General features: G+C 46.7%; 20 protein-coding genes. 8 read left to right on the top strand and 12 right to left on the bottom strand.

Annotation, left to right across the window (positions count from 1 at the left end):
• Nucleotides 1-160: 160 nt before the first annotated feature.
• From U2F10_RS04755 to U2F10_RS04730, 6 genes are all read right to left on the bottom strand, one after another.
• Nucleotides 161-1,540 carry an IctB family putative bicarbonate transporter gene (locus U2F10_RS04755; RefSeq protein ID WP_499871048.1) on the bottom strand — a complete coding sequence of 460 codons (1,380 nt, stop codon included), beginning with the start codon at nucleotides 1,538-1,540 and terminating at the stop codon, nucleotides 161-163.
• A gap of 65 nt (nucleotides 1,541-1,605) precedes the next feature.
• Nucleotides 1,606-2,286 carry a DUF4058 family protein gene (locus tag U2F10_RS04750; RefSeq protein ID WP_499871047.1) on the bottom strand — a complete coding sequence of 227 codons (681 nt, stop codon included), beginning with the start codon at nucleotides 2,284-2,286 and terminating at the stop codon, nucleotides 1,606-1,608.
• A 72-nt stretch (nucleotides 2,287-2,358) separates the two neighbouring features.
• Complete coding sequence (locus U2F10_RS04745) at nucleotides 2,359-4,446, bottom strand: DNA translocase FtsK (RefSeq protein WP_499871045.1); 2,088 nt, start codon at nucleotides 4,444-4,446, stop codon at nucleotides 2,359-2,361.
• Nucleotides 4,443-6,458 carry an ATP-binding protein gene (locus U2F10_RS04740; RefSeq protein WP_499871043.1) on the bottom strand — a complete coding sequence of 672 codons (2,016 nt, stop codon included), beginning with the start codon at nucleotides 6,456-6,458 and terminating at the stop codon, nucleotides 4,443-4,445. The genes U2F10_RS04745 and U2F10_RS04740 overlap by 4 nt, the downstream gene beginning before the upstream one ends.
• A gap of 36 nt (nucleotides 6,459-6,494) precedes the next feature.
• Nucleotides 6,495-7,415 carry a hypothetical protein gene (locus U2F10_RS04735; protein WP_499871041.1) on the bottom strand — a complete coding sequence of 307 codons (921 nt, stop codon included), beginning with the start codon at nucleotides 7,413-7,415 and terminating at the stop codon, nucleotides 6,495-6,497.
• 651 nt (nucleotides 7,416-8,066) lie between these two features.
• The gene (locus tag U2F10_RS04730; RefSeq protein WP_499871039.1) at nucleotides 8,067-8,648 is read right to left on the bottom strand and encodes a Uma2 family endonuclease; all 582 of its coding nucleotides are present in this window, start codon (nucleotides 8,646-8,648) and stop codon (nucleotides 8,067-8,069) included.
• 397 nt (nucleotides 8,649-9,045) lie between these two features.
• Between U2F10_RS04730 and U2F10_RS04725 the strand changes: the two genes are divergently transcribed.
• Entirely contained in the window at nucleotides 9,046-10,215 is a 1,170-nt protein-coding gene (locus tag U2F10_RS04725; protein WP_499871037.1) for a metallophosphoesterase family protein, read from the top strand.
• A 144-nt stretch (nucleotides 10,216-10,359) separates the two neighbouring features.
• Nucleotides 10,360-10,611 (top strand): hypothetical protein, encoded by a 252-nt coding sequence (locus tag U2F10_RS04720; protein WP_163664408.1) that lies wholly within the window; start codon nucleotides 10,360-10,362, stop codon nucleotides 10,609-10,611.
• A 56-nt stretch (nucleotides 10,612-10,667) separates the two neighbouring features.
• Here U2F10_RS04720 and glgB read toward each other — a convergent pair whose 3' ends face one another.
• Nucleotides 10,668-12,968: a 1,4-alpha-glucan branching enzyme gene (gene glgB, locus U2F10_RS04715; RefSeq protein ID WP_163664406.1), complete on the bottom strand. Its 2,301-nt coding sequence runs from the start codon at nucleotides 12,966-12,968 to the stop codon at nucleotides 10,668-10,670.
• A 154-nt stretch (nucleotides 12,969-13,122) separates the two neighbouring features.
• Nucleotides 13,123-13,521 (bottom strand): hypothetical protein, encoded by a 399-nt coding sequence (locus U2F10_RS04710; protein ID WP_250565701.1) that lies wholly within the window; start codon nucleotides 13,519-13,521, stop codon nucleotides 13,123-13,125.
• A 78-nt stretch (nucleotides 13,522-13,599) separates the two neighbouring features.
• On the opposite strand from U2F10_RS04710, the gene U2F10_RS04705 reads away from it, so the two are divergent.
• From U2F10_RS04705 to U2F10_RS04690, 4 genes are all read left to right on the top strand, one after another.
• Nucleotides 13,600-14,400, top strand: coding sequence for a pre-peptidase C-terminal domain-containing protein (locus U2F10_RS04705; protein ID WP_163664404.1), 801 nt, complete (start codon nucleotides 13,600-13,602; stop codon nucleotides 14,398-14,400).
• A gap of 336 nt (nucleotides 14,401-14,736) precedes the next feature.
• Nucleotides 14,737-15,705 carry a sensor histidine kinase gene (locus U2F10_RS04700; RefSeq protein ID WP_163664402.1) on the top strand — a complete coding sequence of 323 codons (969 nt, stop codon included), beginning with the start codon at nucleotides 14,737-14,739 and terminating at the stop codon, nucleotides 15,703-15,705.
• 336 nt (nucleotides 15,706-16,041) lie between these two features.
• Nucleotides 16,042-16,695: a response regulator transcription factor gene (locus tag U2F10_RS04695; protein ID WP_250564933.1), complete on the top strand. Its 654-nt coding sequence runs from the start codon at nucleotides 16,042-16,044 to the stop codon at nucleotides 16,693-16,695.
• A 222-nt stretch (nucleotides 16,696-16,917) separates the two neighbouring features.
• Complete coding sequence (locus U2F10_RS04690) at nucleotides 16,918-17,166, top strand: hypothetical protein (RefSeq protein ID WP_499871035.1); 249 nt, start codon at nucleotides 16,918-16,920, stop codon at nucleotides 17,164-17,166.
• Here the strand turns inward: U2F10_RS04690 and U2F10_RS04685 are convergent.
• Complete coding sequence (locus U2F10_RS04685; protein WP_499871034.1) at nucleotides 17,158-17,739, bottom strand: PAS domain-containing protein; 582 nt, start codon at nucleotides 17,737-17,739, stop codon at nucleotides 17,158-17,160. The two genes, U2F10_RS04690 and U2F10_RS04685, sit on opposite strands and share 9 nt — an antisense overlap.
• Nucleotides 17,740-17,935: 196 nt before the next feature.
• Entirely contained in the window at nucleotides 17,936-19,279 is a 1,344-nt protein-coding gene (guaD, locus tag U2F10_RS04680; RefSeq protein ID WP_499871032.1) for a guanine deaminase, read from the bottom strand.
• Between the two features lie 359 nt (nucleotides 19,280-19,638).
• Between guaD and U2F10_RS04675 the strand changes: the two genes are divergently transcribed.
• Nucleotides 19,639-19,788: a hypothetical protein gene (locus tag U2F10_RS04675; protein WP_163664393.1), complete on the top strand. Its 150-nt coding sequence runs from the start codon at nucleotides 19,639-19,641 to the stop codon at nucleotides 19,786-19,788.
• A 381-nt stretch (nucleotides 19,789-20,169) separates the two neighbouring features.
• Nucleotides 20,170-21,441: an adenylate/guanylate cyclase domain-containing protein gene (locus U2F10_RS04670; RefSeq protein ID WP_163664391.1), complete on the top strand. Its 1,272-nt coding sequence runs from the start codon at nucleotides 20,170-20,172 to the stop codon at nucleotides 21,439-21,441.
• A 13-nt stretch (nucleotides 21,442-21,454) separates the two neighbouring features.
• On the opposite strand, the gene U2F10_RS04665 is transcribed toward U2F10_RS04670, so the two are convergent.
• The gene (locus U2F10_RS04665; RefSeq protein WP_163664389.1) at nucleotides 21,455-22,909 is read right to left on the bottom strand and encodes a cation:proton antiporter; all 1,455 of its coding nucleotides are present in this window, start codon (nucleotides 22,907-22,909) and stop codon (nucleotides 21,455-21,457) included.
• 287 nt (nucleotides 22,910-23,196) lie between these two features.
• Nucleotides 23,197-23,412 carry a hypothetical protein gene (locus U2F10_RS04660; RefSeq protein WP_036019430.1) on the bottom strand — a complete coding sequence of 72 codons (216 nt, stop codon included), beginning with the start codon at nucleotides 23,410-23,412 and terminating at the stop codon, nucleotides 23,197-23,199.
• Nucleotides 23,413-23,548: the final 136 nt, after the last annotated feature.

The raw sequence follows: 23,548 nt of genomic DNA, 5'->3' as shown, positions 1-23,548 counted from the left end.
GACCGAGGGATTCTGTTGCCATTGTTAATAATCACCCCCATCACAAAGAAGACATTGTGAGACTAGCTCTGACGAACAGAACTAGTCTCCTCCGGTAGTCCTATCCAGGATGTTTCATCGTCCTCAGGCCCATGGGCTCTGGGGACGTCATAACGTAGCCCTATTCTTCGTAGCGTTGCTGGCGAGGCACGTAGAAACTGGCAATAATGGCCATGCACAGCCACCAGAGGGTGCTGACCTGGGGACGATACCAGACGGTATCGACTAAACCGTGGACCAACATACCAGAACAGGTTGCGATCGCACCAATCAGCCAATAGCCCTGCCCATTCATATCCATCCGCAGACGCCGTAGCTGGTGTAACCCTTGATATAAGGTTGTTCCTAACATCCACAACAGAGCCGTAAAGCCAATAATGCCGGCCTCAACCAGGGTTTCTAGAAAAATTGAATAGGCACTCAAAGCAGTGTAGTTAGGACGCTGGTAGAACGGATAAACTCTGTTAAAAGCTTCATTACCAGGGCCAATGCCAATAACAGGCCGCGCCCGGATCATATCCATCACCCCTTCCCACACATTAATGCGGAAGTTGTTGCTGCTGTCTCCCCGCCCGGCAAACATGGTCATAGCCCGTTCACGCACCGGGCCAACAAACAGCACGGCAAATACAACCAAACCGGTCATTACCCCCAACAACATCGGTAGTGCCCATTGCTTCCAAAAAGATGGAAACAGTTCACTCCACCAGTACACCAGCAGCACTGCCAGCACAAAAAATAGCCCCAACAGCCCTATCCAACCGCCACGGCTGTAGCTCAGCACCAAACAGGCAAGATTTAGAAAAAAAGCAATGGCTGCCAACACCTTAGGTAGCCAGCGGGGCCATACAAAAAAGGCGCTAACGCTCATGGCAACTGCAGGCATCAGATAGGCTGCCAACAAATTAGGATTTTTTAGATAGCTATAAACGCGAGTTGCCCCAGATAAATTAGTCGTTGGATCCACCCAGGTGGCCAGGGCCTCAGCTCCAAAGAAATATTGGCGCATACCATAGACCGCTACGGGTAAAGTCGCCAGCACATAGACAGAGACCACCCCCGTACGCAACTTTGGCTGCCGCAGTATCCGTGCCAGCAGCATAAACAGCAACAGATTCAAGGTGAGCTTAATCAACCCAGAAACGGCGGCGGCTTTGACCGGTGACAGGGCCGTAGCTAATACCATGGTGGCCCAGTAGAGGGTGACCCCCAGATGAATAGGCGTGAGCCAACCGTTGGCCTCATCGCTGACTGTGAGAAGAAACCACAGCGCTGCACAGGCCACCAGCAAAATACCGATGAGGGTGGTGGAGGTATAAGGAGACAGTACCAGCAGCACCGCTACGATAGCAGCTGCTATCAGGTCACCATGGGGCAGTAGCCCGCTACCCTGACGCCATTTACGTAATGGCGTTAGCAGCCAATGGATAAGGCTCACCTCTCGCCACTGCTGTAGCGAAAGCTGACCAAAGGTAAGGGTACGCAGCACTGAGTCAATCATTGAGGCACTGTCCTAGAGCCGACCACAAAATATGCGCCTTATAGTAGCGGGCAACGGTCGTTCTCTCAAGACAGGGAGCGTAATCCTTGCTCACAAAGTAAAGAATCTAACCAAGCTGCCTCATCATCACTTACAGATGGCACAGGGTCTTGCTGGTAATCCAGCTTTAGGTCATATCCTGAGCGCTCGTAAATTTCATCTAATAACCGCTGTAGATCGACTATGGGAGCCTGATCGTCTGGTCGTAACGGTAGCTGAAAGGATGGCACCTGATCCGTTACGTTAAATTTATAGATTTCTGCTTGGGGTCTTAAATCACTACGACTGACTAAAACCCTGTAATGACTATGCAGGCCATCTCCCAAGACTGGCATGGGTTCATAGGCTCGCAATAAATCGATCTCGACTAAATTAGTCGAGCTACTGAGTACCCGCTCCCGCTTATTTTCGTAAGTTTGTCGCCCCCGCCCTGGACGTTTGTTAATGGGCGATAGTAGATCAATCGCAGTAACGACTTCTTTGGTTGCCACCTCACGTACTTCTAAATACCCTTGTCGAACTGTAATGGGCATTGGCACCTCAACCAAAGTTATCTCGTACATTCGAACTTCGACTGAGACCGAATACTTAGGCCGTAGTTGGGGGGCTAAAGACTCTGCTAAAGCTGCAATCATTAGCAAATGAACACCTGGCCACATTTCCGGATGCTCTAAGTATGGATCCATTCCAGGAAATGGAGACGCCATTGGGTTAAACTCTTTATTATAATCTATAAAAACCAGCATAGCTCCCCGACACTCAAGGGCAATGAGTATGAGCTAAAGCGTGATTTCTGGAGCAAATAAGCTTTGCAGCCTCAACAACTGTGCACCTCTTAAATAAAGCAAATCGCCCTTACCTAGTAAGTTAACGGCATCTCCTTGCTTACCGCCTAGGATAATCGCCGAATCCGCATCGCTAGCGGTTCTTAGGGCAACTCGTCCAGGTAAATTGGAGCGAATAAGTGGAGTCACTACCTGAGCATCAGGACGCTGGGTAGCAATAATGAGATGGATTCCAGCGGCACGGGCCATGGCTCCTAACCGTTTAATGCTCTGCTCAATAGCAGTGCGACTTTCTTTTTCTGCCATAAAGTCTGCATATTCATCAAAAATACAGACGATTCGAGATATTGGGCTATTAGACTTTTGGTTATAGCGGGTCAGGTCAGTACAATGACTCTGTTCAAATTTTTGGTAACGGCGATCCATTTCATTCATCAAAGACTCCATCAGGGTTATTGCACCTTCGGTATCTTTTACAATGGGTTTTAACAACCAGGGATTGTCTTCAAATTCGGGAAATGTAACGCGTTTGGGATCGACCAGGACAATTTGTAGGTGCTCTGGGGAGTGACGCTTTAGGAGACTGAGCAGGAGCGATCTCAGAAATTCACTTTTACCACTGCCAGTCGTCCCACCCACTAAAAAATGACAGGTATTGGGATCCGATAAATCAGCTTCAACTAAGTTACCCTCCAAATCCACGCCAATGGCAATTTTGACCGGATCGTTAGGTGTCAGAGTCAGAGGCTGAATATATTGCTCAAACAGGGCAGACTGACGGTCTGGACGAGGCAAATCAACACTGACATAACCCGCCTGGGGGGCAATCATCGGCGGAGCCTCGATGCCAAGTTGCACCCGTAAATCATCAGTCAGACGCAAAATAGAATTGACTTTGACGCCCAGTTGAGGTTTGAGTTTGACTCGCAGAAAGGTCGGGGCTAAGGCAATTCCTTGTAAATCAACACCAACGCCAAAGGACTTTAATGTTTCGACTAATTGCGCAGCGATGGCATCTGACTTATTTGCGGGTGAAGCTATTGATAGCGTTGGTAATGGCTCAGTAGACTTAGGCTTAGATTCCTTAACACCGGTCGATTTACCCGTTCTCTTGTCAGATTTTTTGGGGTTAGTTCTCTGATAAGAAGATTTGTTGTATTGTTCTGATGTGATGTTAACGTCTGGGGCAAACGCAGGTCTTGCCGTTCCCTGAGGCTCAAAATAGGTTTGGCATTTTTTATACTGAGGACACATATCACATAGGTCCAACCGCAGTGTTTTTGGAGGTGATTCTCCCTGGCCAGGACTCCAGGCTAGCCAGTCACGGATATGCATAAGCTTTTGAGGAATCAGCTTATGCACCGTATCTTCTAGCTGTGCCCAGGGATATACTTGCTCTTGCCAATCGGGTAATACGCTGTAAACTGTAGAATCGATGGGCACACCAATCTTTTCCCGCAGCATATAGCTATAGAGGGCAACCTGAGCTAACTGAGCAGATGGATCAGGTGACTGATAAGTTTTGTATTCCACCACACAGAGACGATGGTTAGCGAAGTCATACACCAGGCTGTCAAAACGCCCCTGCACTAGCTGTTGCTCGCCATCGGGCAAGGAAAATGTATGTTTAACACTGAGTTCTTGGGCTAAAAAGGTTTTTTGCATTACCTTCTGGGCATTACAGGAGCGACGATTGCTAACTAGCAGTTCTGCCCAGCGCTGGATAAGTCCCTTCAGGCCTTGCCATAGTTGGTGAAGTGCCTGAGCTTTATCTGGTTTCTCGGCAATGGCCTGCTGAAGATAGGGAAAAAAGATTGTTTGGTAAAGTTGTTGCTCCAATTTTTGTGCGATTGCTACACTGTCTAATTGTTCTGGAGCCTCTATCAATAATGTTTCAAATTTCGGATCAGACCGCAGTTGTTGTACAAATTGGTCAGAAAGCTGATGGAATGCGCTACCAATACCCAGGGTCTTCCCTGGTGGTAAAAACATCACCATACCGCCAAAATGATGCCCCAAATAGAGCAAACGGGGACACTCAAAAGCGATCCGAACTTTACTAACACTCAAAGAGGAAGTCATGCAGGGACGTAACAAATTAACTGGGCTTCACGGCTAGCCTGGGGGTCAAGTAGTTGCAGACGTTTCTGATCACAGAGGGTTTGAACTTCTTGTTCAATCTCCTGCTCTTGAATACTAGAAAACTGTTGTCGTGTTGTTTCAATTAACACAAGCAGTCCGATAAACGATTGAGTTGCCATCAGGTTAACAATATAATCTGCAACTGCTTGACTAGGTGGGGGTGGTTCCACGTTACCTTCTACAATCTGTAATTTTTGCAATAGGGGGCACTGATCTAATACGCCTGATTCTCGCACGACAGCCTGCAAATCTTTAAGATGGGGTGTTTTCTCACCCAGCACTAGTTCACCAGCACGGGCGGCATTAGCAAGCTGATGATAGGTTTCTAGGTAATATAATGAGAGCAGATCAGGTTGAAAGTGAGCAGACGGGGCCTTACCGTTAAACATCTGGCAATAGATTTGATTTCCTCTGGTACTTGGTTTTCCTGTCCCAGCAGAACGAATTAGATAGAGGCGCTGGCAAGCATTCTTTCTAACTATCTTTTGACATGCATTCATCACATGATAGAAAGTAGTCATATTAGAATCCTCGTTCCAGATAATGCCCGTAGTGCCTTTTTTTTGCTGATGGGAGAGAGAATAGGAAGCATATTTACTACCCCGTAAAAACTGAGTTTCTATCTGTGGTAACTTGAGGGCTTCTAGGACCTGACGTAGCCGCCAAATTAATTCTGGGGAGGTAAACTGCCCAATCCGCGTTATTTGCTTTTGAACCGCCTGAAACTCTTTGTTCCAAGCTAACTGGAAATTTGCAAGGATCTTTTCTTGTGAGTTATCAACAGTATCAATTGTATCCTGCTCATTTGTTTTACCATCAGCTTTAAGCTCCGGCATTTTGCCATGGCGTTTGTAATAGTCAATGAGCTTTCGACCTAAGTCCAACGTGTTTCGAGGCAAGGTTTTCTTGCCAGGAAAATAATGTTCTAGCCAATCACGAGATAGGGGAGCAATTCCGCTTGACGGTTTTGGCTGAGCTTTTAAGTGAAGTGATTCAAGGCGAGCGGCCCAAAGTGCTGCTGCCTGGTCTAGATTAATTGACTTGAGTCGCAAGGCTTGATGAATGCGATCTAAATCCGCTGGCTGAATAGCTTTTCGATTATTTTGCCAGGTACTCGTCACGAGACTGATGAGTACTAAAAAATTACGTAGCTTTTCGTTGTGAATTGTAGAGTTAAGATTAAACAAGCTCTGCAAATCCAACTTACCATTTGGCAATTTAGGAATACTATCTAAGTTGTCAAAACAGAGTACGATAGGCTGAGTAGAAGTGGCGATTCGACCGATATTGTTTAGTATCTTTTGAGCCGCGTCTTCCGAGTCAATAGGTTGTTTGAGTCGCAGTACTTTCAATTCTTCCTTGTCTAGGTTATCACCTTTTAACCAGGAGTAAGCTAGAGAACGTAAGTCGGGATTGGTTGCCAAATCATAAAGAACACCGAAGAATTCCTTACCGTTGTAAATACCTACTGGAAAGCTTGCCTTTAAGTCTTGAATAAAGCGACCTCGTTCCCCCAGAACCCATTTAGCAAAGCTACGATGATGTAAACTGGGAAGTCCTTTAAGCCAAAGCAGTAACTGCGATTCAGATTGTCCTTCTGGTACATAGATAAGGCTGTCAACCGTATTACGGAGTGTATGCCGCCAGAGGTAATCGCTATCAGGCCAGGGACCGATGTAGGCAAAAAAAGCTTTATCGTTGAGCTGTCGCTTGAGTCGCCCTAATAAGTAACTCTTACCTGCACCTCTATCTCCACTTAGCAAATAGGTGCGCGTGGCATTGTCTTTTCCAATTTGAGTAATTATTTGGTCAATTGTTTGAAGAATTGACCAATGAATACCATTGACTTCCAACGCTATATCAGGCCTTTCTTGCCAGAAATTACCTGGGCGAAATGTGTTCTGATCAAAAGGATTGAGATTCTGTTGAATTAGGTTTTGAAGCGAAGTCACAATCTTTTACCGCCTCTACATGTTTTTTAATAGAAGTCAGTCATTAACACTGATGTAAAACCAAGCTCCTCCAGTATTTTGGGGAATACCAGCAGAAATCTCAGAATCACTGTAGTCAGAAACTTCTTGTAGGGTAATAAGCTCAATTAGATCCTGGCTTTGTAGTTCAAACAGTAGTTTGTCTAAGCCTTCTCGAGTTAGGGGAGGTTGTAGCTTTTCCCGTAAATGGAAGATTGGCAGAAAGTTATCTGTATCCAACTGCTGATCTAGCATTTTAATAGTATCTAGTATTGATTCTGGCGACAGACCATTGATATCAGCAATTGATGGTGAAGGAGACGTTTGTTGCTCTGCTTCTTCCTTAACATAAGTTTGTGTATTATTGACTGTTCTAGAGATTTCTTGTTGGCCTAACGTTTCCCTGAGAAAGTTTAAATAGGACCCCAACATCGAGAATGTCAAACTAGCACTAGTACTCGTTGGATGACAATCATTTTGCAAATATTGATACCCTGTTTGGGTTAGCCAGACATCTTTGATTACTTTCTCGCCGACAACACTGATAAGCCCCTTGTCCTCAAGCTGCTTGAGTAATCGTTGACGCTCGCTGGCTGGTACCTGCTTTGCTGTACCTGGTGGTACTGATTTACCAACCGCAACTTCCAATAATTTTTTCAGTAGTTTTAACTCATCATAAGTAACAGGAAGCATGTTGATCTCAGACTCCAACAATGCTTTTCCAGCAGCATTAGTTTGATACTTGGAAATTTCGTCAGTATATTCAACTAGGCCTTCACTACTAAGGTTCTTGCAAATTCGATTGCGTTCGCTGGCAAGGGTTTTAGCATTGGGTGGCTTTAGCTTGCTAATTCGAACGCGATAATCTGGAGCATGTTCCAACAACCGCAGCAAAAATTTTACTTCTATAGGCTTTAATTCGAGCGAAGATAGCTCCATAGGATTTATGGTTTCAATAGGAATAGAGCATGTCAATCAGCATTTAAAGAAATTAGAACTTCATAAATAGAAGGGCTATTGTTTCTCCTATAGACCGATTATCCCCTATAGTTTAGGAAGGTATCTTAAACACGTCGACGCTTCTTATAAAAGCTATAAGATCTCGCGCTAATTCCTCTTTATTGGTCAACGCCAGGCTTTACAATACTTGCTATTTCAGTTTCATAGCCTATTCAACCGTCTCCAAATGGCAATGACTCGTTAAAATATAAAAACCTCATAAGCGATGAACCACCATGATTTCACGATCAATGAAATCAAAAAGCAGTTTACGGCTGAACTCATTATTTTCTACAAAAATAATATTTTGGGAGCGCGGTCTCCCACTAATTCAATGACAATATCGGGACGACTTGATCTATCATGATTTTCTAGCTCAGTAATCTTTTGCTGATCTAGAAATATCTGCGTTTGAAGTGTTTTCAAGATCGAAAATATTTATGTGCTGAAACCATGCGTACAAGAGATCTTGCTCAGAACTAAACAGAGCAGCAACAATTTCTGTAAAAAAAATCTTCTAGAGGAATGCTCACTGCTTGAAAATTGAGGAGTCGGCTAAAAAGTCCCATCTAAAATATCCACAGATTTTATTCAGTTTTTCCAAAGCCAGTTAAGCACAAGAACAAAATCAGGCAGTATCGTTTCCCCCATGAGACTATCTGGCTGATTAACAATACTTACTTGACCATCAGCAGAATAAATCTCCACCTGTCGATCTTGCGGATTAATCAACCAGCCCAGTCGCAGGCCATTAGCTACATATTCGTGCATTTTTTCCTGGAGTGTACCAAGACTATCGTTGGCAGATCTCAGTTCAATAACAAAATCTGGACAAAGGGGCAAAAACTTATCCGGAGCTGGGTTTAGTGCCTCAATGCGATCTCGACTCACCCAGGCTACATCGGGAGATCTTACTGCCCCATTGGGCAACCGAAATCCCGTAGATGAATCAAACCCTAAACCCGACCCATCTTGATCCGCCCAATTGGCCAACTGCTGACTAATTTTCAGATTGCGATTACCCGTTTCCCAACCCGTTGGCGGCATGATTAACAAATTTCCCGTGGCCGTACGTTCTAACCTCAAATCTCGGTTGGCTTGACACAGTCGATAAAATTGCTCATCATCCAGAGCAAGCGCTGCCGCTTTCATATTGAGTGTAAGCGCAACCATGACGTTGTTTTCCTAGAGGTTTCTATAGTAGGGTGTCGTTAGCGCCAGCGTAACGCATCAAACAGCGATTGCCATTTTCAGGAAGACCCTCTAGATCGTCAACCGTCCAACGCATGGGTTGAATTTTGATCGATGTCATGGCTTTGCTTCCTGGTGAAATTTGTGGGTTCACAGTAGGGTGTCAACATGTTGACACCCTACTAGGGTAATACCCTTTGGGGAGAAAGGATTCTAATGCCCCAGCATCCAAAATACTTTACGTCTTTCATCCCCTGCGCTACCTTTCCCATAGATAAACCTTGTCCACATCCAGAACTAGAGTTTTTCAGTAGAAGAACCTGCAGGCTTCAACTTGGATGTGGTTGATCCTAACCAGACACGTATCCTCCGCTTTCCCATGTTCAACCGGCGTCGCTTTCTCGTGCTCAGTAGCCTAGCCATTGGAGCCTGCTCCAGTCGCCCCATTGCTCAATCAGTCACCACTAGCAGCACCCCAGAGGTGTCCGCCAGTTCCTCCCCCGCTGCCCCTGCTGTCCCCAAACGTCATCCCAACTTTGGTCAACCCATTGGCCCTGAAGAACTCTTTGCACCTAAACGCGGTGATGTGCGAGCAGTGGTGATCAGTGATCTGAATTCCCGCTATGGGTCTGTAGACTATCGCCGTGAAGTGATAAAAGGCGTTTCCATCCTGCCCCAATGGGAACCGGATATTGTGCTGTGCATGGGCGATATGGTGGCAGGTCAAGCCACGTTCTTAAGTACCTCCGAAGTGGAGGCCATGTGGGAAGGGTTTGATAACTTCATTCTTAAGCCTATTCGCGAGGCTGATATTCCCTATGCGCTGACCATTGGCAATCATGATGGGTCTAGCCAGACCTACGAGGGGGGCGGCTATATTTATGCCGTTGATCGCGAAGTAACTACCCGCTACTGGCAGGCCCACCAAAATGATTTGGACCTACAGTATGTGGATATGGGTGATTTTCCTTACTATTACAGCTTTAAGCAGAACGATATTTTTTATATTGTCTGGGATGCATCATCGGCGAATGTACCTACTGACCAAGTTGCCTGGGCGGACCAACAGCTAAGTAGCGAAGCGGCCCAGGCTGCCAAGTTTCGCATTGCTCTAGGGCATCTGCCGCTGTATGCCATTTCTCAAGGTCGCGATCGCTACGGTGAGTTTCTCAATAACGCCGACCAACTTCAGGCCATATTAGAACGTCACAACGTCCACACCTACATGAGTGGTCACCACCACGCTTACTATCCCGGTCACGTTGGTAATCTAAACCTGCTCCACTGCGGTGCCCTCGGCAGCGGTCCTCGCACCTGGCTCTATCGCACCGATGCCGCCATGCAAACAATGACGGTATTAGACTTTTTCTTTGATACTGGCGAGACCGTTTATACCACCTACAACATGAATCGTATGGAACTGGTGGACACCCAAACCCTACCGCGACAGATCGTTGGCCCCACCGGACGTGTACTAAGAAACGACATTACTTTATCTGACTTGACAGCCGAAGAGCAGGGCCAGGCCTACATTCGAAGCGACAACTAAGTACTTTCTCGGATTTTCCCTATCTCTTTCTTGTCATGGAGTGCCAACTAAGTCGATACGGAATCCATCGCTAAATCACGTATAAGGAAAAGTTGTGGCAATAATTTGTCTCTAAAGGCGAATTATTCATCATTCATGCCTTCTATGGTGGTTAAGCAAATTCGTTCGTGGCAAATTCCTCAAAATGTGCCGAACCGACCAGCCGAGTTGCCACCTGGTTCAACTGTTCGATTAACCATCGAATTCGATGGCCATGGCTATTGTCTGATGGCGACAGAATTAGACGGTGATTACACCCTGAAAGAGTGGCACCCGTCCCTCAAGACCGCTGAGCAAAAGGCTGCGGAGATGTTTGGGTCAAGAGCCAAAGATTGGGAAACCATGGGGCTGCCATAGAAAATGATCTGGCGCAAATAAGTCGGGTCCTTCTATAGAAGGACCCGACTTATTTTTTATACAAATCCAGACAAGGCTGCGGAAGACGTTCTTGCGGGATCCAGCTTAAACACAACCGTTGCCAACGGAGGCAAGGTCAAATCTAACGAATAGGCCCGATTGTGATAAGCCCAATCTTCGGACCACTTGCCGCCTAGATTGCCCATGTTGCTACCACCAAATTCGCGGGCATCGCTATTAAACACTTCGCGATAGTAACCTTTGGCAGGTACACCAACTCGGTAGTGGCTATGGGGCTGAGGCGTAAAGTTACAGACAACAACGATAAATTCATCGCTGTCCTTAGCCCGACGGATAAAGGCCACAACACTGTGTCTGTTATCACTACAGTCAATCCATTCAAACCCTTGTTGGTCAAAGTCTTGAGTGTAGAGGGCGGGCTCACTCCGATAGGTGGTGTTGAGCTGCTCAAAAAATGCCTTTAGTTCTTTATGAGGTTGATACTGTAGCAGGTGCCATTCCAGATCACCCCAGACATTCCATTCGCTCCATTGGCCAAACTCCATGCCCATGAACAAGGTCTTCTTACCTGGATGCATAAACATATAGGTGTAGAGACAGCGCATGTTAGCGTGCTTTTGCCACTCATCACCGGGCATTTTGCCAATCATGTTGCTCTTGCCATGCACCACTTCGTCGTGGGACAGGGCTAGCATAAAGTTCTCACTAAAGGCGTACCAGATACTGAAGGTGACGTTGTTTTGGTGGAACTGACGGAACCAGGGGTCCATGCTGAAGTAGTCCAGCATGTCATGCATCCAGCCCATATTCCATTTGAGGTTAAAGCCAAGACCGCCTACATAAGTGGGCCAAGACACCATCGGCCAGGAGGTAGACTCTTCTGCAATGGAGAGAATACCGGGATAATAGCTAAACAGTAGATGGTTTGTCTGGCGTAAACAATCGGCAGCTTCAATGTTTTCACGACCGCCGTATTCATTGGCAACCCACTCACCTGATTTACGGTTGTAGTCCAAATAGAGCATGGACGCTACGGCGTCTACGCGAATGCCATCAATGTGGTATTTGTCAAACCAAAATAGGGCATTGGCCACCAAGAAATTGCGCACCTCATTGCGGCCATAGTTGAAGACCAGAGTGCCCCATTCCTTGTGTTCGCCTTTACGGGGGTCAGCATGCTCATAAAGATGAGTGCCATCAAAGAATGCCAAACCGTGGCCATCCTTGGGGAAGTGACCTGGCACCCAATCCACCAGCACCCCAATACCGTTTTGGTGACACTGGTCGATGAAGTACATCAAATCTTCGGGAGAGCCATAGCGAGAGGTGGCGGCATAATAACCTGTGACCTGATAGCCCCAGGATCCATCAAATGGATGCTCAGCTATGGGTAATAGCTCAATGTGGGTGAATCCCAATTCTTTGATGTAGGGAATTAAGCGATCGGCGAGTTCTCGATAGGTGAGAAAACGGGCTCCGGGTTTAAGGTCTGCAACGGTTACAACCGGTGATTCAGTCCCGTCTGGCTGTAGAGCAGGATTGTTAGAAGATTCATGCATCCAAGAACCCAGATGCAATTCATACACCGAAATGGGTTGAGATAAGGGTTCCTGATGACGGCGTTGTTCCATCCAGGCGTCATCCTGCCATCCATAACTGTTGAGATCAGCTACAATGGACGCTGTTTTGGGACGAACTTCCTGCTGAAACCCATAGGGGTCGGACTTTTCGTAAATGTGTCCCTCGTGGTTTTTAATTTCGTACTTATAGTGGGCACCGACGGTCAGTTCTGGAATAAATAAGCCCCAAATGCCGCCATGGCCAATATTCATCTGGTGTTGGCGACCGTCCCAGTCGTTAAAGTCTCCTAAAATCGATACATTACGAGCGTTGGGTGCCCACACGGCAAAATAAATGCCTGTAACATCATCAATGGTGGTGGGGTGTGCCCCTAGTTTCTCGTAAATCCGGTGGTGATTACCTTCACCAAATAGATGAGCATCGTATTCAGTAACTAAGGGAGACCGGAAGGCATAGGGATCGTAAATCACATGCTCGTGGCCGTCCGCTTCATAGCGAAGCTGATAGCTCGCTAAATCATCAACGTCCAGGATGCATTCAAAGAAATCACCGTGATGCTCGTTAGTCATCGACACTGCCTGACGGCTATCAGGCATGATGACCCAGGCAGACTCAGCTTTGGGTAAATAGGCACGAACCGTCCATACATCTTTGCCATCTATCTGAATGCGATGGGGACCGAGAACGTCAAAAGGATTATGGTGATAATTGCCAACAATCCGGTCAATTTGCTCTGGGGCCGTTGTAAGTGCCATAGAAATCTAAACCTAATAACCGTATATAAAAACGTGCTTTTAAAGAGAGGGTGGTTCTTAATGCCTTTGTGTGAGCAAAGACTATGAAGTTAGGTTAACAGAACGTAACAACAAATGCTTGTTACGAAAGATCTGTTTTCTGAGAAAAGTATCCCTATGGCAAAAACGGAATCACTGGTTTAAAGGCACGGCGGGCCTGCAATAGCAGAATGATAAAGCGAATGTCAGAATTGAGGGTGAGGACGGTTTGGCGTGTGGCGAGCTCTGAATGGAGTTGGGCGTAGTCAGCGGGTGATAGGGGAGCGCCATCTAATGGAGAGCGGGCTTCAAAGATAATTTCAGTCCTCAATATTTCTTCTGGCACATCGTCAGCGGGGGGCAGCACAATTTGGTCTATATTGACTCCCGAAGTGGTAGCAGGATTTGCTACAGGCTGCTCGTCAGCGGGCATGATAGCTGGACTAATGGATTGTGCTAATCCATTAGTGCTGAGGTGAGACCAGAGTCCGAGACAGCTGATGCTAATACCTAAGATTTTTTGCCAGGGCACCATGGGTTTAGATGGAAAATTTCCGCTATCGTGATGCATTACTAATCATAATTGCTGCTGTGGGCAGCGCTAAGGAGTTCTATGCCTAGCTTTTTCATACTCAGTTTAATGGGTCGTCAGATACATCGCGAGTCTAGTGGACGACTCGGTAGATTATTGAAACTGGCTCAACGGGCAATCTACGCGGGGACAGCCTTAGTGGTGTGTACGGCTGTAGCTACCCCGGTTGCGGCTCAAACCCTGCTTGACGAGCAGCAGGTTGAGTTTCAACCGCAGCAAGATACTTATACGTTTACGGCTGAAGCCGGTCAAGCCATCATTATCGAGATGGTGAGCGAGGAGTTTGATACGTTTGTCACGCTATTAAATCCAGCTGGGGAAATTCTGGAACAGAATGACGACTATAACGGGACTCCCCAGGCAACGATTGTGGCAGAGTTGCCTGAGGATGGTGAGTATACATTGCTAGCAGGCTCGTTCTATGGACAGTTTGGGGGGAATTATCGCCTCTCGGTCAAATCTGCTTCTGACTATCAGCTGGTTTATGATCGGGCATTAGAGTTAATGCAGTCTGAGGACTATGGTGAGGCGGCTGAGGCCTATTCGGCAGCCATCGTTCTAATGCCTGAGGATCCAAATGCCTATTTGGGTCGAGCTGATGCTTTGCTACGTCAACAGGCGTTATTGCAAGGTGAATCGTTTGCGGGGCCTGGCAGTTTGCCGACAGACGTTCGGGCAGACATTGTGGATAACTATGAAAAAGCAGCTCAGCTTTATGGGGCGAACGGGCAAGGGGACTTTGCTTCGCTGATTCTCGAACAGGCAGAATTTGTCCGGTCTGGTCAGACGCCTGAGGGTTCATTGGATGGTGCCGGTCAGTAGCATCAATACACTTCAATTTTTTTGGATTTATTGAAAATTGGCGATTTCTTTACACAATGGTCAAAACTTTCCGGATGGCTATGGGTCTTTAAGAAAGTGTGAATGAGTAGATGAACCTTGACATATCCCTCACAGTTAATGCTGAGGGATTTTTTTTGTCTTAATTTTTACTGGATATGCCGGTCTATGGTGGTTGCTGGCGTAGATGGTTAGGTTTTGAGGAAAAACTCGGCAGGGGCAGTAAAGCGAGTGTTTAGGCGGTGCACAACCGCTATATTTCTCGGTATTGGTAATGTAGGTGTTAGCTTGCTGTGACGCTGGCCCGTTTAGATGCCTATGCCTTCATCTTTTGAGGATGCTAGCCGTGACGACCTATTGGTGTTGGTTAAGGATTTAACCCAGAAACTACAGGCGTTAGAGGCTCAAAAGCACGATGCAGAGATCATGCTCGATACGGTTGTGGAGCATTCCACCCTATTGGAGCATGAGCTACAGTTGGCTGAACGCCATGTCAGGGAGTTGAATGGTGTATTAGAAGAGCGGGTGAAACAGCGCACCGCCGAGTTGGAAGCGGCGAATCAGAATTTGGCTCGGGAGATTGCTGAGCGTCAGCAGGCGCAGGAAGAAGCGATGGCGTTGGCCCGGCAGGTTTTAGAGCAGCGTTCGCTCACCATCGAACGGACCTACGAGGCAGTGCACAATGGTCCATTGCAAGAATTAGCGGTTCTGCTACGGACGGATATTAGTTCGTTTTCGGATGAACAGTTGCGATCGCAACTCCAAAAAGTCAATACCGATCTGCGGGGCATCTATCAATCCATGCGGGGGGCTGTGGATAATCATCATGAAGTTCTTTGTCTAGAAGGTGGCTTGACCTTAGACCTGAGTGAAGATTTACCGGGGTTACTATTGCAAACCTTTGAACATACCTTAGAAAGAGACTTTCCTGGGTTTAAGACCATTCTGTTTCAGATCACGCCAGACTTTAGCTCGCTGACGACGGCAGCCTTATCCCTGGACCAGAAACGAGGCCTCTGTCTGTTTTTGCAAGAGGCCCTATGTAATGTGGGTAAACATGCCTTAGGTACAACCCGATTAGATGTGCTGTGTGAACGCCATCAAGATAGCCACTATCTGAGCATTGTGGACAATGGCCAGGGCCTTACTGAGGAAAAAGGGCTCTCCACATCTGACCAGCAGGGCACGCATCAAGCCCAACGACTGGCTAAATCTCTGTCTGGGAAATTCCAGCGCCGATGTAATGTGCCCCAGGGGATGTGGTGTGAGTTGGTTTGGCCGTCTTAGTTCTTGGTTCTTGGTTCTTGGTTCTTGGTTCTTGGTTTTTGGTTTTTGGTTCTTGGTTTTTGGTTTTTGGTTTTTAGTTCTTGGTTCTTGGTTCTTGGTTTTTAGTTCTTGGTTTTTGGTTTTTAGGTTGCTAATCTTGGAAATTCTGATCTTTGAGTTTTCTTGCTTTAGAACGTAACTCCATCACAGGGCATCGTCTTGCTTATGGGGTAGGAAATGGAGGTTGTGGCTTGCTAGATAGGTAAAATTTGCTGTCAGTTTTGCTGCACCCACCTTTCTACTCCAGTATGGTGATGCCAAATACCATCGGGCAACACTATGGATTTAGGCGAAGACATGTCAAGAAAGCAATGTTTTTTGGTCGTTGATGACCATGAAGCTGTTTTGCAGGGTACGGTGCCTGCTTTACAAAAGGCCTATCCCTGGGCAGATATTTTTACGGCCCAAGACTATGGGGCGGCGATTCAGAAGATGCAACAGGTACAACCTGGGCTGATGGTGGTTGATCTGAGCATTCCCCATGCATCCGGTGAGGTGGCTACCCCAGAGGTGGGTCTTAAACTCGTGGAGAAATTATTGACCAGCACCCTAGCTCCGAACATTGCGGTGCTTAGTACGGATATTAATCCTCTGGTGCGGTTGAAGAGCATGATTAAAGGCTATGAGGGGGGCTTTGCTGCCATGGATAAGTCTTTGCCGCTACAGGAGATGCTTAACTATATTGATTTTGCGATGCGGGGGTCGGTGTATTTACCCCAAAAGGTAAAGTCACGACCGGAGTTTCATCCTAAATGGTTGGAACTGCTGCAGCTCAGGTTTCAGGAAGGGCTGACGGATAAGGCTGTGGCTAAACGCATGGGCACTAGCGATCGCACCATTCGCAACTATTGGGTGCGTATTCAGGATGCTTTGCTAATTGGTGATGAGCCTGACAAAGATCTAAAGGTACAAATTGAGATTGAAGCTCGCAAAATAGGCTTGATTCATTAATTGCTACGGGGGCACATCGTCGCTGTTTGACGATGGACTATAAATTGCCAAATTTGGAAAAAACAGATGTCCGAATTGCCACCCAAGGAAAGATTTTTCCATTGAATTAAGCCACACTTAGGTTGAGCAATACAGCCTACGGCTGACGAACTTGCACTCAACCCATCATTGTTCCGCAAAGCAAGAGATTTAAACCAAGTGTGTTTCTAGGGAGATTCAACCATGCCAGTGCCTCAAACGCCAGCAGAGTGCAAACAGTTTCTCAAGATTAAGGAAGTGGGTTCTAGCTATTGGCAACAACTGATCCACATTGGTATTCCCAAGCAACATGCGCGATCAATTGCGGTTGCGATCGCAAAGTACGACATTGCCCAATGTCAACCTCAAGAACTGCAACGCCAGTTAATTTGTCACTACAGTGCCTTTGTGTGTCGAGCCAATCTGTGGCGACCTGGACTGCTGCTAGCTTAATGTTGTTGCAGGCTGAATAACAGTAAGGATAGTTTGTTCATCTTTGAAGATAAACGGTTGAAGCGAAACCGTTGCATCAAGAGAGCTACCATCAGGCTGTGCCCAGCGGAATTGACCACTGAATGTGTGCTGCTTAACCATGGCCATGATTAGCTGCTGAGAGTCCCCTGGGTCAGAACAGAAATCTGTTATTTTCTGTTGCCCTAACTGTTCGACAGAAACTCCTAGAAACTGACAGATGGTCGGATTGCCATAAACAATATGCCCATCCACAAGGCGAGCGATCATTAACCCCACTGGCAACGCTTCTGCAACAAGCTGAAACTGTTCTATTGACTGATTTTTCTGCGCTTCTTCAAAATCAGTTAAGCCTGTAGCATGCTCCAGTTGTAGTACCAGCTTTTGATTTTCTTCTCTTAGGGTATCTAAAAGGGTATCCGAGTGTTCAAGGGCCATATCCAGCATCAGCTGTAGGTCATTTTTTTCCTGTTCTAGCTCTGACAATCGATGTTCTAACACAGCCTGTTGATCTGAAACATCGACAGCGTGAGGGACTGGATCACTATCTGACATAACTCGAATAAGAATAACTACTGGTACTGTAAAGGACCTGATGGTCAGATACTTTCCAAAAGTGGAAAATTACGTACCTTATGACTGGCTTAATCAAAAGCACACAAATTACCCTTTCTGGGCTCCCTATAGTTGGGTAAGCAACTGGCTGTAAACATTCGCTAATCCATGGGTGGCCTAAATCAGTAACGGCAAATCAGATTGAAACCCGTTCTCCTAAGATGTAAGTTGCCTCGATCACCCGATCGTCCCCCATCATGATCAGTGAAAACGTGCGATCGGCCAGTTCTTGAAGATTACTGGGGGCCTCAGACGCATTACGAAAGGCCATTAGCGGTGTGGCCCGTGGATTCAGCACAATAAAATCTGCAGCTTTACCAATGTCAAAATTACCCAGGACGTCATCCAGGCAGAGCGCCCTGGCACCACCTAAGGTCGCTAAGAACAATGCTTTAAAAGGAGACAGCTTTTGACGACGCAACTGGGCGACTTTGTAGGCTTCATTCGCCGTTTGCAACATTGAAAAGCTTGTGCCTGCCCCTACATCTGTTCCCAGCCCTACTTTGACAGGATACTCTTTTGACTTGGCCTGTTCGATTTTGAACAAACCACTGCCAAGAAACAGGTTAGATGTGGGGCAAAAAGAAACGGCGGATTTAGCCTCTGCCAGACGTTTAAATTCTTTATCGGTTAGCTGCACCCCATGGGCAAAAACCGAACGCTCCTTAACTAAACCGGCCTGATCATAGGTATCCAGATACCCCTCATAATCAGGGAAAAGCTGTTTTACCCAGGCCACTTCATCCACATTCTCAGACAAATGGGTGTGGAGATAAACATCTGGAAATTCTGCTAAGAGCTTCCCAGCTAAGCGCAGTTGTTCATCGGTCGAGGTGACGGCAAATCGAGGGGTGACTGCATAATGTAACCGACCTCGTTTATGCCACTTTTGGATCAGCGCTTTAGTCTCTTGATAGGATGATTCTGCTGTGTCACAAAGCACTTCAGGCGCATTGCGATCCATCATCACCTTACCGGCAATCATACAAAGATTACGACGCTCTGCGGCTTCAAAAAAGGCATCAACAGATTGTGGAAAAACACAGGCAAAGACCAGGGCTGTTGTGGTACCGTTGCGCAACAGCTCATTCAAGAAAATCTCAGCCACCTCTCGGGCGTAGGCCTTATCCTTAAATTTGCTTTCTGTCGGAAAGGTATATTGATTGAGCCATTCTAAGAGTTGCTCTCCGTAGGCGGCAATCATGCCAGTTTGGGGATAGTGGATGTGGGTATCGATAAAACCCGGCATAATCAGTCGATTGGCATATTCAATGATTGAAATATCTCCATATTTAGCTTTTATGTCAGCATAATGGCCAAAATCCTTGATCTTGCCATTATCCAGTACCAGTAGCCCATCGGCTATATAGCGAACGCTGTCTGTCTCGGGCTGATAAAAGGGATCGTCAATAAAATCTAAAAACGACCCACGAATACCCTTGAGCAGGGACCAACCTGACTGACCATCTGAAGCAGACATTGACTAGAAAGAGAAACTAAGGAATAAGCCACCTCATCATATCCTGTCCCCAGAACCCCAATCTCTACTCTCCACTCTCATAAAACAATACAGATTTTTTTCCTGTAGCTCACTAACGAACTGACCAAAGAATTCTGACTTAGATGATGTGGGTAAAACCATGGTTTCAGGTCCCTCCCCACTACTGTGTAAGGGGTTTTCTCGAACAGACTATATCGGTTGAAGGCCCCCCTTACGGAAGCTACGGTGTACACACAAGTGATCGAAAATGGCGATGACGATTGCATCACCCCCTCTAACTCCCCCTTACCAAGGGGGAGGACCGGAGTTTTCCCCCTAACAGGGGGCCTGGATAACTGATGGCTTCTTTACCAGGAATGTCCCAAGGTTATCGTACGTTTGATTTTGGCTCCTTCCTAAGCGCTATGCCCATCACCATGGCTGATCAGGGACAGCTATCGTGGCTGAGCAAACGAACCGTCGATTACCCTGAGATTAATATTAATTGACTGTCTGAGTTTTTCGTCTCTGGAAAAAATACTAAGAAATAGATAGCCCAGTGCCATTTATTACCCTAGGTTCACTGCTGATTCAAACCACTGTGCGATCGCATCATCACCGTACCGGTTCTAAATTGGCGAATTCAGGGCACCACGTTAGATTGTTTAAGGAACGCCCTTTATAGGACTCCCAAGGTCTACGCCTGTGTTCCGCTGTGGGACCATGGTCCCTAATGATCCAGGTAGCTCCACTGTGCGATAAGGTATTTTGCGACCCCCATTATCTGGCATTCATGACTAATCCGCCAAATGGCTGAGTCGTCCTTATGTAAATACTCCTGGATTTTTTTAGCATCCATGTAAACATGGCTAAAGGTGCTGCTCTCCCCTATGAATGTTCTTTCCTCTAACTCTGATGATCACGCCCTTGACGGCCAATCGCTGCAACAGCTTGCCGCAGAAAATAAGCGATTGCGTGATTTACTAGCGCTCGTCCAGAGCGAACGTGACAGTTTAGAGGCCTTAGCGAATATTGTGACCGAACATTCCACCGTGCTGGAAAATTCGCTCAATCAACAAAAGCGGGAAATGCTGGGCTACATTGACCAGGTGAAAATTGTTACCTCAGCAGCGGCAGCAGTTCAACAAAATGTGTTTACCTCCCAACACTTAGAAAAAATTGCCCAGCGTGATGATGAGCTAGGTAATCTAGCCAAGGTATTTACAGAAACAGTGTTAGCCGTCAAACACCATGAACAAACATTGGTGGAGACTAACCAACATTTAGAACAACTATTGCAGGCTTACAGTCGCTTTGTTCCTCAGGAACTGTTGCATTTTTTACAAAAAGAGAGCGTGATTGATCTACAGCTAGGGGATCACGTCAGCAAAGAAATGGCCATTTTGTTTTCCGATATTCGTGGCTTTACTACCCTGGCCGAGACCATGACACCCCAGGAAAACTTTAATTTTATCAATACCTATTTGGGATACGTTAGCCCAGAAATTGCTAATCACAACGGTCTGATTATGAAATACATGGGCGATGGCTTAATGGCCGTCTTCCCAGATGGGGTGGATGATGCGCTGCAGGCCTGCATTGCCCAGGCTCAGCGATTGCGAGACTATAACCAACATCGCCGGGCCCATGGTCATATCCCCCTAAGTGTAGGCATGGGTATTCACGTGGGGCGCATGATGGTGGGCATTGTGGGTGAGAGCCATCGCATGCAAGGGGATGCCTTATCTGACAATGTGAACCTCACAGCCCGACTGGAGGGACTCACCAAATACTATGGTGTTCAGTTGCTGGTTTCAGAAGATGTTCTGCGGAAGCTGACGGATTGCGATCGCTACCCAGTGCGCCTGATTGATCGTGCCATTGTCAAAGGTCGGCACACCCCCATCACTGTCTACGAAGTGCTGGATGCCGAAGAAAAGACCCTGCGAGCCCACAAGCTCAAAACCCTACCTCAATATTTAGAGGCTCTAAATTTTTATCAACAGGGCCAGCTAACCAAAGCCCAGGCCTGTTTTGAACAGGTTTGCCAAGCGAACCCCACCGATAAGACGGTGCAGCTTTATCTAGAGCGGTTGCAGCTGCTACAAAAACAGGGACTTCCCGACGACTGGCAAGGCATTTGGGAGTTTACGCAGAAGTAGATTCAGCCCACACTTATGCCAGCACCATCCAAAACAGGAAGGTTAACATCAGGCTCATGGTCCCAATCAAATGGTCAAACTGCTCAGGTACACGGGGAAATTTGATCGATAGCTTTTGAAAAATTAGCAAGTACGCTAGCCAACCAGCTGCAATGGTGATCAGGGGTTTGACAACATTTTTCAAACTGTAAGCTTCATAATAAAGGCCATTTGCCAACACCAATCCGCCCAGCAATATTACCAGGGCTGACCAAAAACCTGCATTGGGGCTATTTTCGGATTTTTCCGAATTATGAACATGGGGCAAAAAGATAAACTTGGCAAATGAGATGGCTGTGCCTAAGGCTGCAATATTCATGCCGATCACTTGCCAGGGCACCAGATTCTTAGAAGTCAGTACTTTAGCGCCAAACCCTGCCAGTAAGGGAAAACCTGAGATGGAAAAACTGGCGATGGCTAACGCTACCCATATAGACGTGGGAATGGGGTTTTTCTTCAGTACCTTAATGTCGCGACTGGACAACTTGCCCGTAATCAGGAAAAGGGCTGATTTTACCAAGCCATGGGTGAGGGCATAAAAGCCACCTACAGCTGGTGCCGCCAAGATAAACCCGAGCTGAGAAACGGTATGAAATGCCAGGATACGCTTGGTATCTTTCGAAAATACAGCGTAGCCCACACCTAAAAGCGCGGTTGCCACACCAAAGAAACGAACGATAGTGTCAATCTCAGGCAACATGAGTGCAAACCGGACGAGGGGAAAGACACCGGTTTTGACCACGACGCCTGACAGCAGAGCGGATATGGGTGATTCCGATTCAGAGTGGGTGAGCGGTAGCCACAGCCCTGAAACAAAGATGCCGCCTTTGGTTAAAAGGCCGATAAAAATGAGGGCAATGGCCTCTGCTGAAGCGTTTGCCAACCCAGTGAAGGCAAAGGAATTATTGGTTTGATAGACCAGCACAGCCCCGAGCAAGTAAAACAGCATGGCTGTATTACTGACAAATAGATAACGCAGCCCTACCCAAATGGAACGGTCAGTGCGGGGGTAGGCGATCAACAAAAATCCGGCAATGCTGATGACTTCTAGGGCAACATAGACGCTAATTAAATCTGCGCTAATAAAGACGGCGTTAACGCTGCCGTGCAAAATGATAGCTTGGGTGTAGAAGAAAGCGCCTTTGTTACTTTGCCAGCAGTAGAGAATGACCGCTGTGGTGACGACGGCATTGGTAAGGATAAAGAAGCCGCTCAGACCATCAATAAGTAAGCTGACACCAAAGTTATCTAATAGTTGAAACGTTACCGGGTCCGGATTGAGCACATGCCAGAACCCATAGCCGAATGAAACCAATGAAATGATAATGGCCAGAGCCCGATCTAATTTGGGTAGCAGGTAAATGCTGAAGCCTATAAATAAGGGCAGGGCAATCCAAATAAGGCTAAGGGTTTCATGGTTTACTATCATTTTTTCTTTTAAGGCATCCTATTGTAGGAATAGCATGGGACGGACCAGCAAGGTGTATCGATGCAAAAAACTAGGCCTTTGCATCCTGTGGTTGATTTTGACTTATATGGCTTGCCAGTTATATACAGGGATACTCAATGCACATAACCCAGACTCTACCGCCTCTCAGGCACTATCAGCCATGACAAACGCATACAATAGGATTGTTCACGCAGGCTTTTTGGAAGCCTTTCAATCCGTCTAAAGCTTCCGCGTCCTCAAGGAATAAGAAGATAACAATGCCTACCCTATGTGCGATCTCGTCTGTGTGATATTTTTGGTAACAAATTGACAGGAGAAACAGGAACGGCTTTATCAAAGAGGATTTTCATACCGTTGAGCAACACGGGAGACTTGGATTCATCGGCTGAGTCTAAGTCGGATTCAGTGAGGTCGTCGAGATCGTCTAAGGGATCGATATCCAAAGCTCGACCAAAAGGGTGAGGTGTCTGGGGCATCATCATTACCTGACTAATAGAGGTAGACAGCCAGTAGGCTGAGTTGCGCAGATTAGCACCCCCCCAAGGGGAGAGTAGTCAATTTTTGATACCGACCCTCTGGGTGGCATTCGATCAGACGGGGATGCGCAGGCAAGCTGCC

Source organism: Leptothoe sp. EHU-05/26/07-4 (assembly GCF_043421015.1).
Lineage (GTDB): Bacteria > Cyanobacteriota > Cyanobacteriia > Phormidesmidales > Phormidesmidaceae > Leptothoe > Leptothoe turfae.
Note: the sequence above shows the minus strand (reverse complement) of the source record. Positions and strands in the feature narration are given on the sequence as shown.

Excerpts from the sequence above, each read along its gene's own strand:
- U2F10_RS04750 (WP_499871047.1), bottom strand. The coding sequence starts at position 2,286 with ATGGCGTCTCCATTTCCTGGAATGGATCCATACTTAGAGCATCCGGAA.
- U2F10_RS04720 (WP_163664408.1), top strand. The coding sequence starts at position 10,360 with ATGGTGGTTAAGCAAATTCGTTCGTGGCAAATTCCTCAAAATGTGCCG.
- guaD (WP_499871032.1), bottom strand. The coding sequence starts at position 19,279 with ATGTCTGCTTCAGATGGTCAGTCAGGTTGGTCCCTGCTCAAGGGTATT.
- U2F10_RS04690 (WP_499871035.1), top strand. The coding sequence starts at position 16,918 with ATGCCAGTGCCTCAAACGCCAGCAGAGTGCAAACAGTTTCTCAAGATT.
- U2F10_RS04685 (WP_499871034.1), bottom strand. The coding sequence starts at position 17,739 with ATGTCAGATAGTGATCCAGTCCCTCACGCTGTCGATGTTTCAGATCAA.
- U2F10_RS04675 (WP_163664393.1), top strand. The coding sequence starts at position 19,639 with ATGGCTTCTTTACCAGGAATGTCCCAAGGTTATCGTACGTTTGATTTT.
- U2F10_RS04755 (WP_499871048.1), bottom strand. The coding sequence starts at position 1,540 with ATGATTGACTCAGTGCTGCGTACCCTTACCTTTGGTCAGCTTTCGCTA.
- U2F10_RS04745 (WP_499871045.1), bottom strand. The coding sequence starts at position 4,446 with ATGACTTCCTCTTTGAGTGTTAGTAAAGTTCGGATCGCTTTTGAGTGT.
- U2F10_RS04725 (WP_499871037.1), top strand. The coding sequence starts at position 9,046 with ATGTTCAACCGGCGTCGCTTTCTCGTGCTCAGTAGCCTAGCCATTGGA.
- U2F10_RS04695 (WP_250564933.1), top strand. The coding sequence starts at position 16,042 with ATGTCAAGAAAGCAATGTTTTTTGGTCGTTGATGACCATGAAGCTGTT.
- U2F10_RS04670 (WP_163664391.1), top strand. The coding sequence starts at position 20,170 with ATGAATGTTCTTTCCTCTAACTCTGATGATCACGCCCTTGACGGCCAA.
- U2F10_RS04665 (WP_163664389.1), bottom strand. The coding sequence starts at position 22,909 with ATGATAGTAAACCATGAAACCCTTAGCCTTATTTGGATTGCCCTGCCC.
- U2F10_RS04730 (WP_499871039.1), bottom strand. The coding sequence starts at position 8,648 with ATGGTTGCGCTTACACTCAATATGAAAGCGGCAGCGCTTGCTCTGGAT.
- glgB (WP_163664406.1), bottom strand. The coding sequence starts at position 12,968 with ATGGCACTTACAACGGCCCCAGAGCAAATTGACCGGATTGTTGGCAAT.
- U2F10_RS04735 (WP_499871041.1), bottom strand. The coding sequence starts at position 7,415 with ATGGAGCTATCTTCGCTCGAATTAAAGCCTATAGAAGTAAAATTTTTG.
- U2F10_RS04705 (WP_163664404.1), top strand. The coding sequence starts at position 13,600 with ATGCCTAGCTTTTTCATACTCAGTTTAATGGGTCGTCAGATACATCGC.
- U2F10_RS04660 (WP_036019430.1), bottom strand. The coding sequence starts at position 23,412 with ATGATGATGCCCCAGACACCTCACCCTTTTGGTCGAGCTTTGGATATC.
- U2F10_RS04710 (WP_250565701.1), bottom strand. The coding sequence starts at position 13,521 with ATGGTGCCCTGGCAAAAAATCTTAGGTATTAGCATCAGCTGTCTCGGA.
- U2F10_RS04700 (WP_163664402.1), top strand. The coding sequence starts at position 14,737 with ATGCCTTCATCTTTTGAGGATGCTAGCCGTGACGACCTATTGGTGTTG.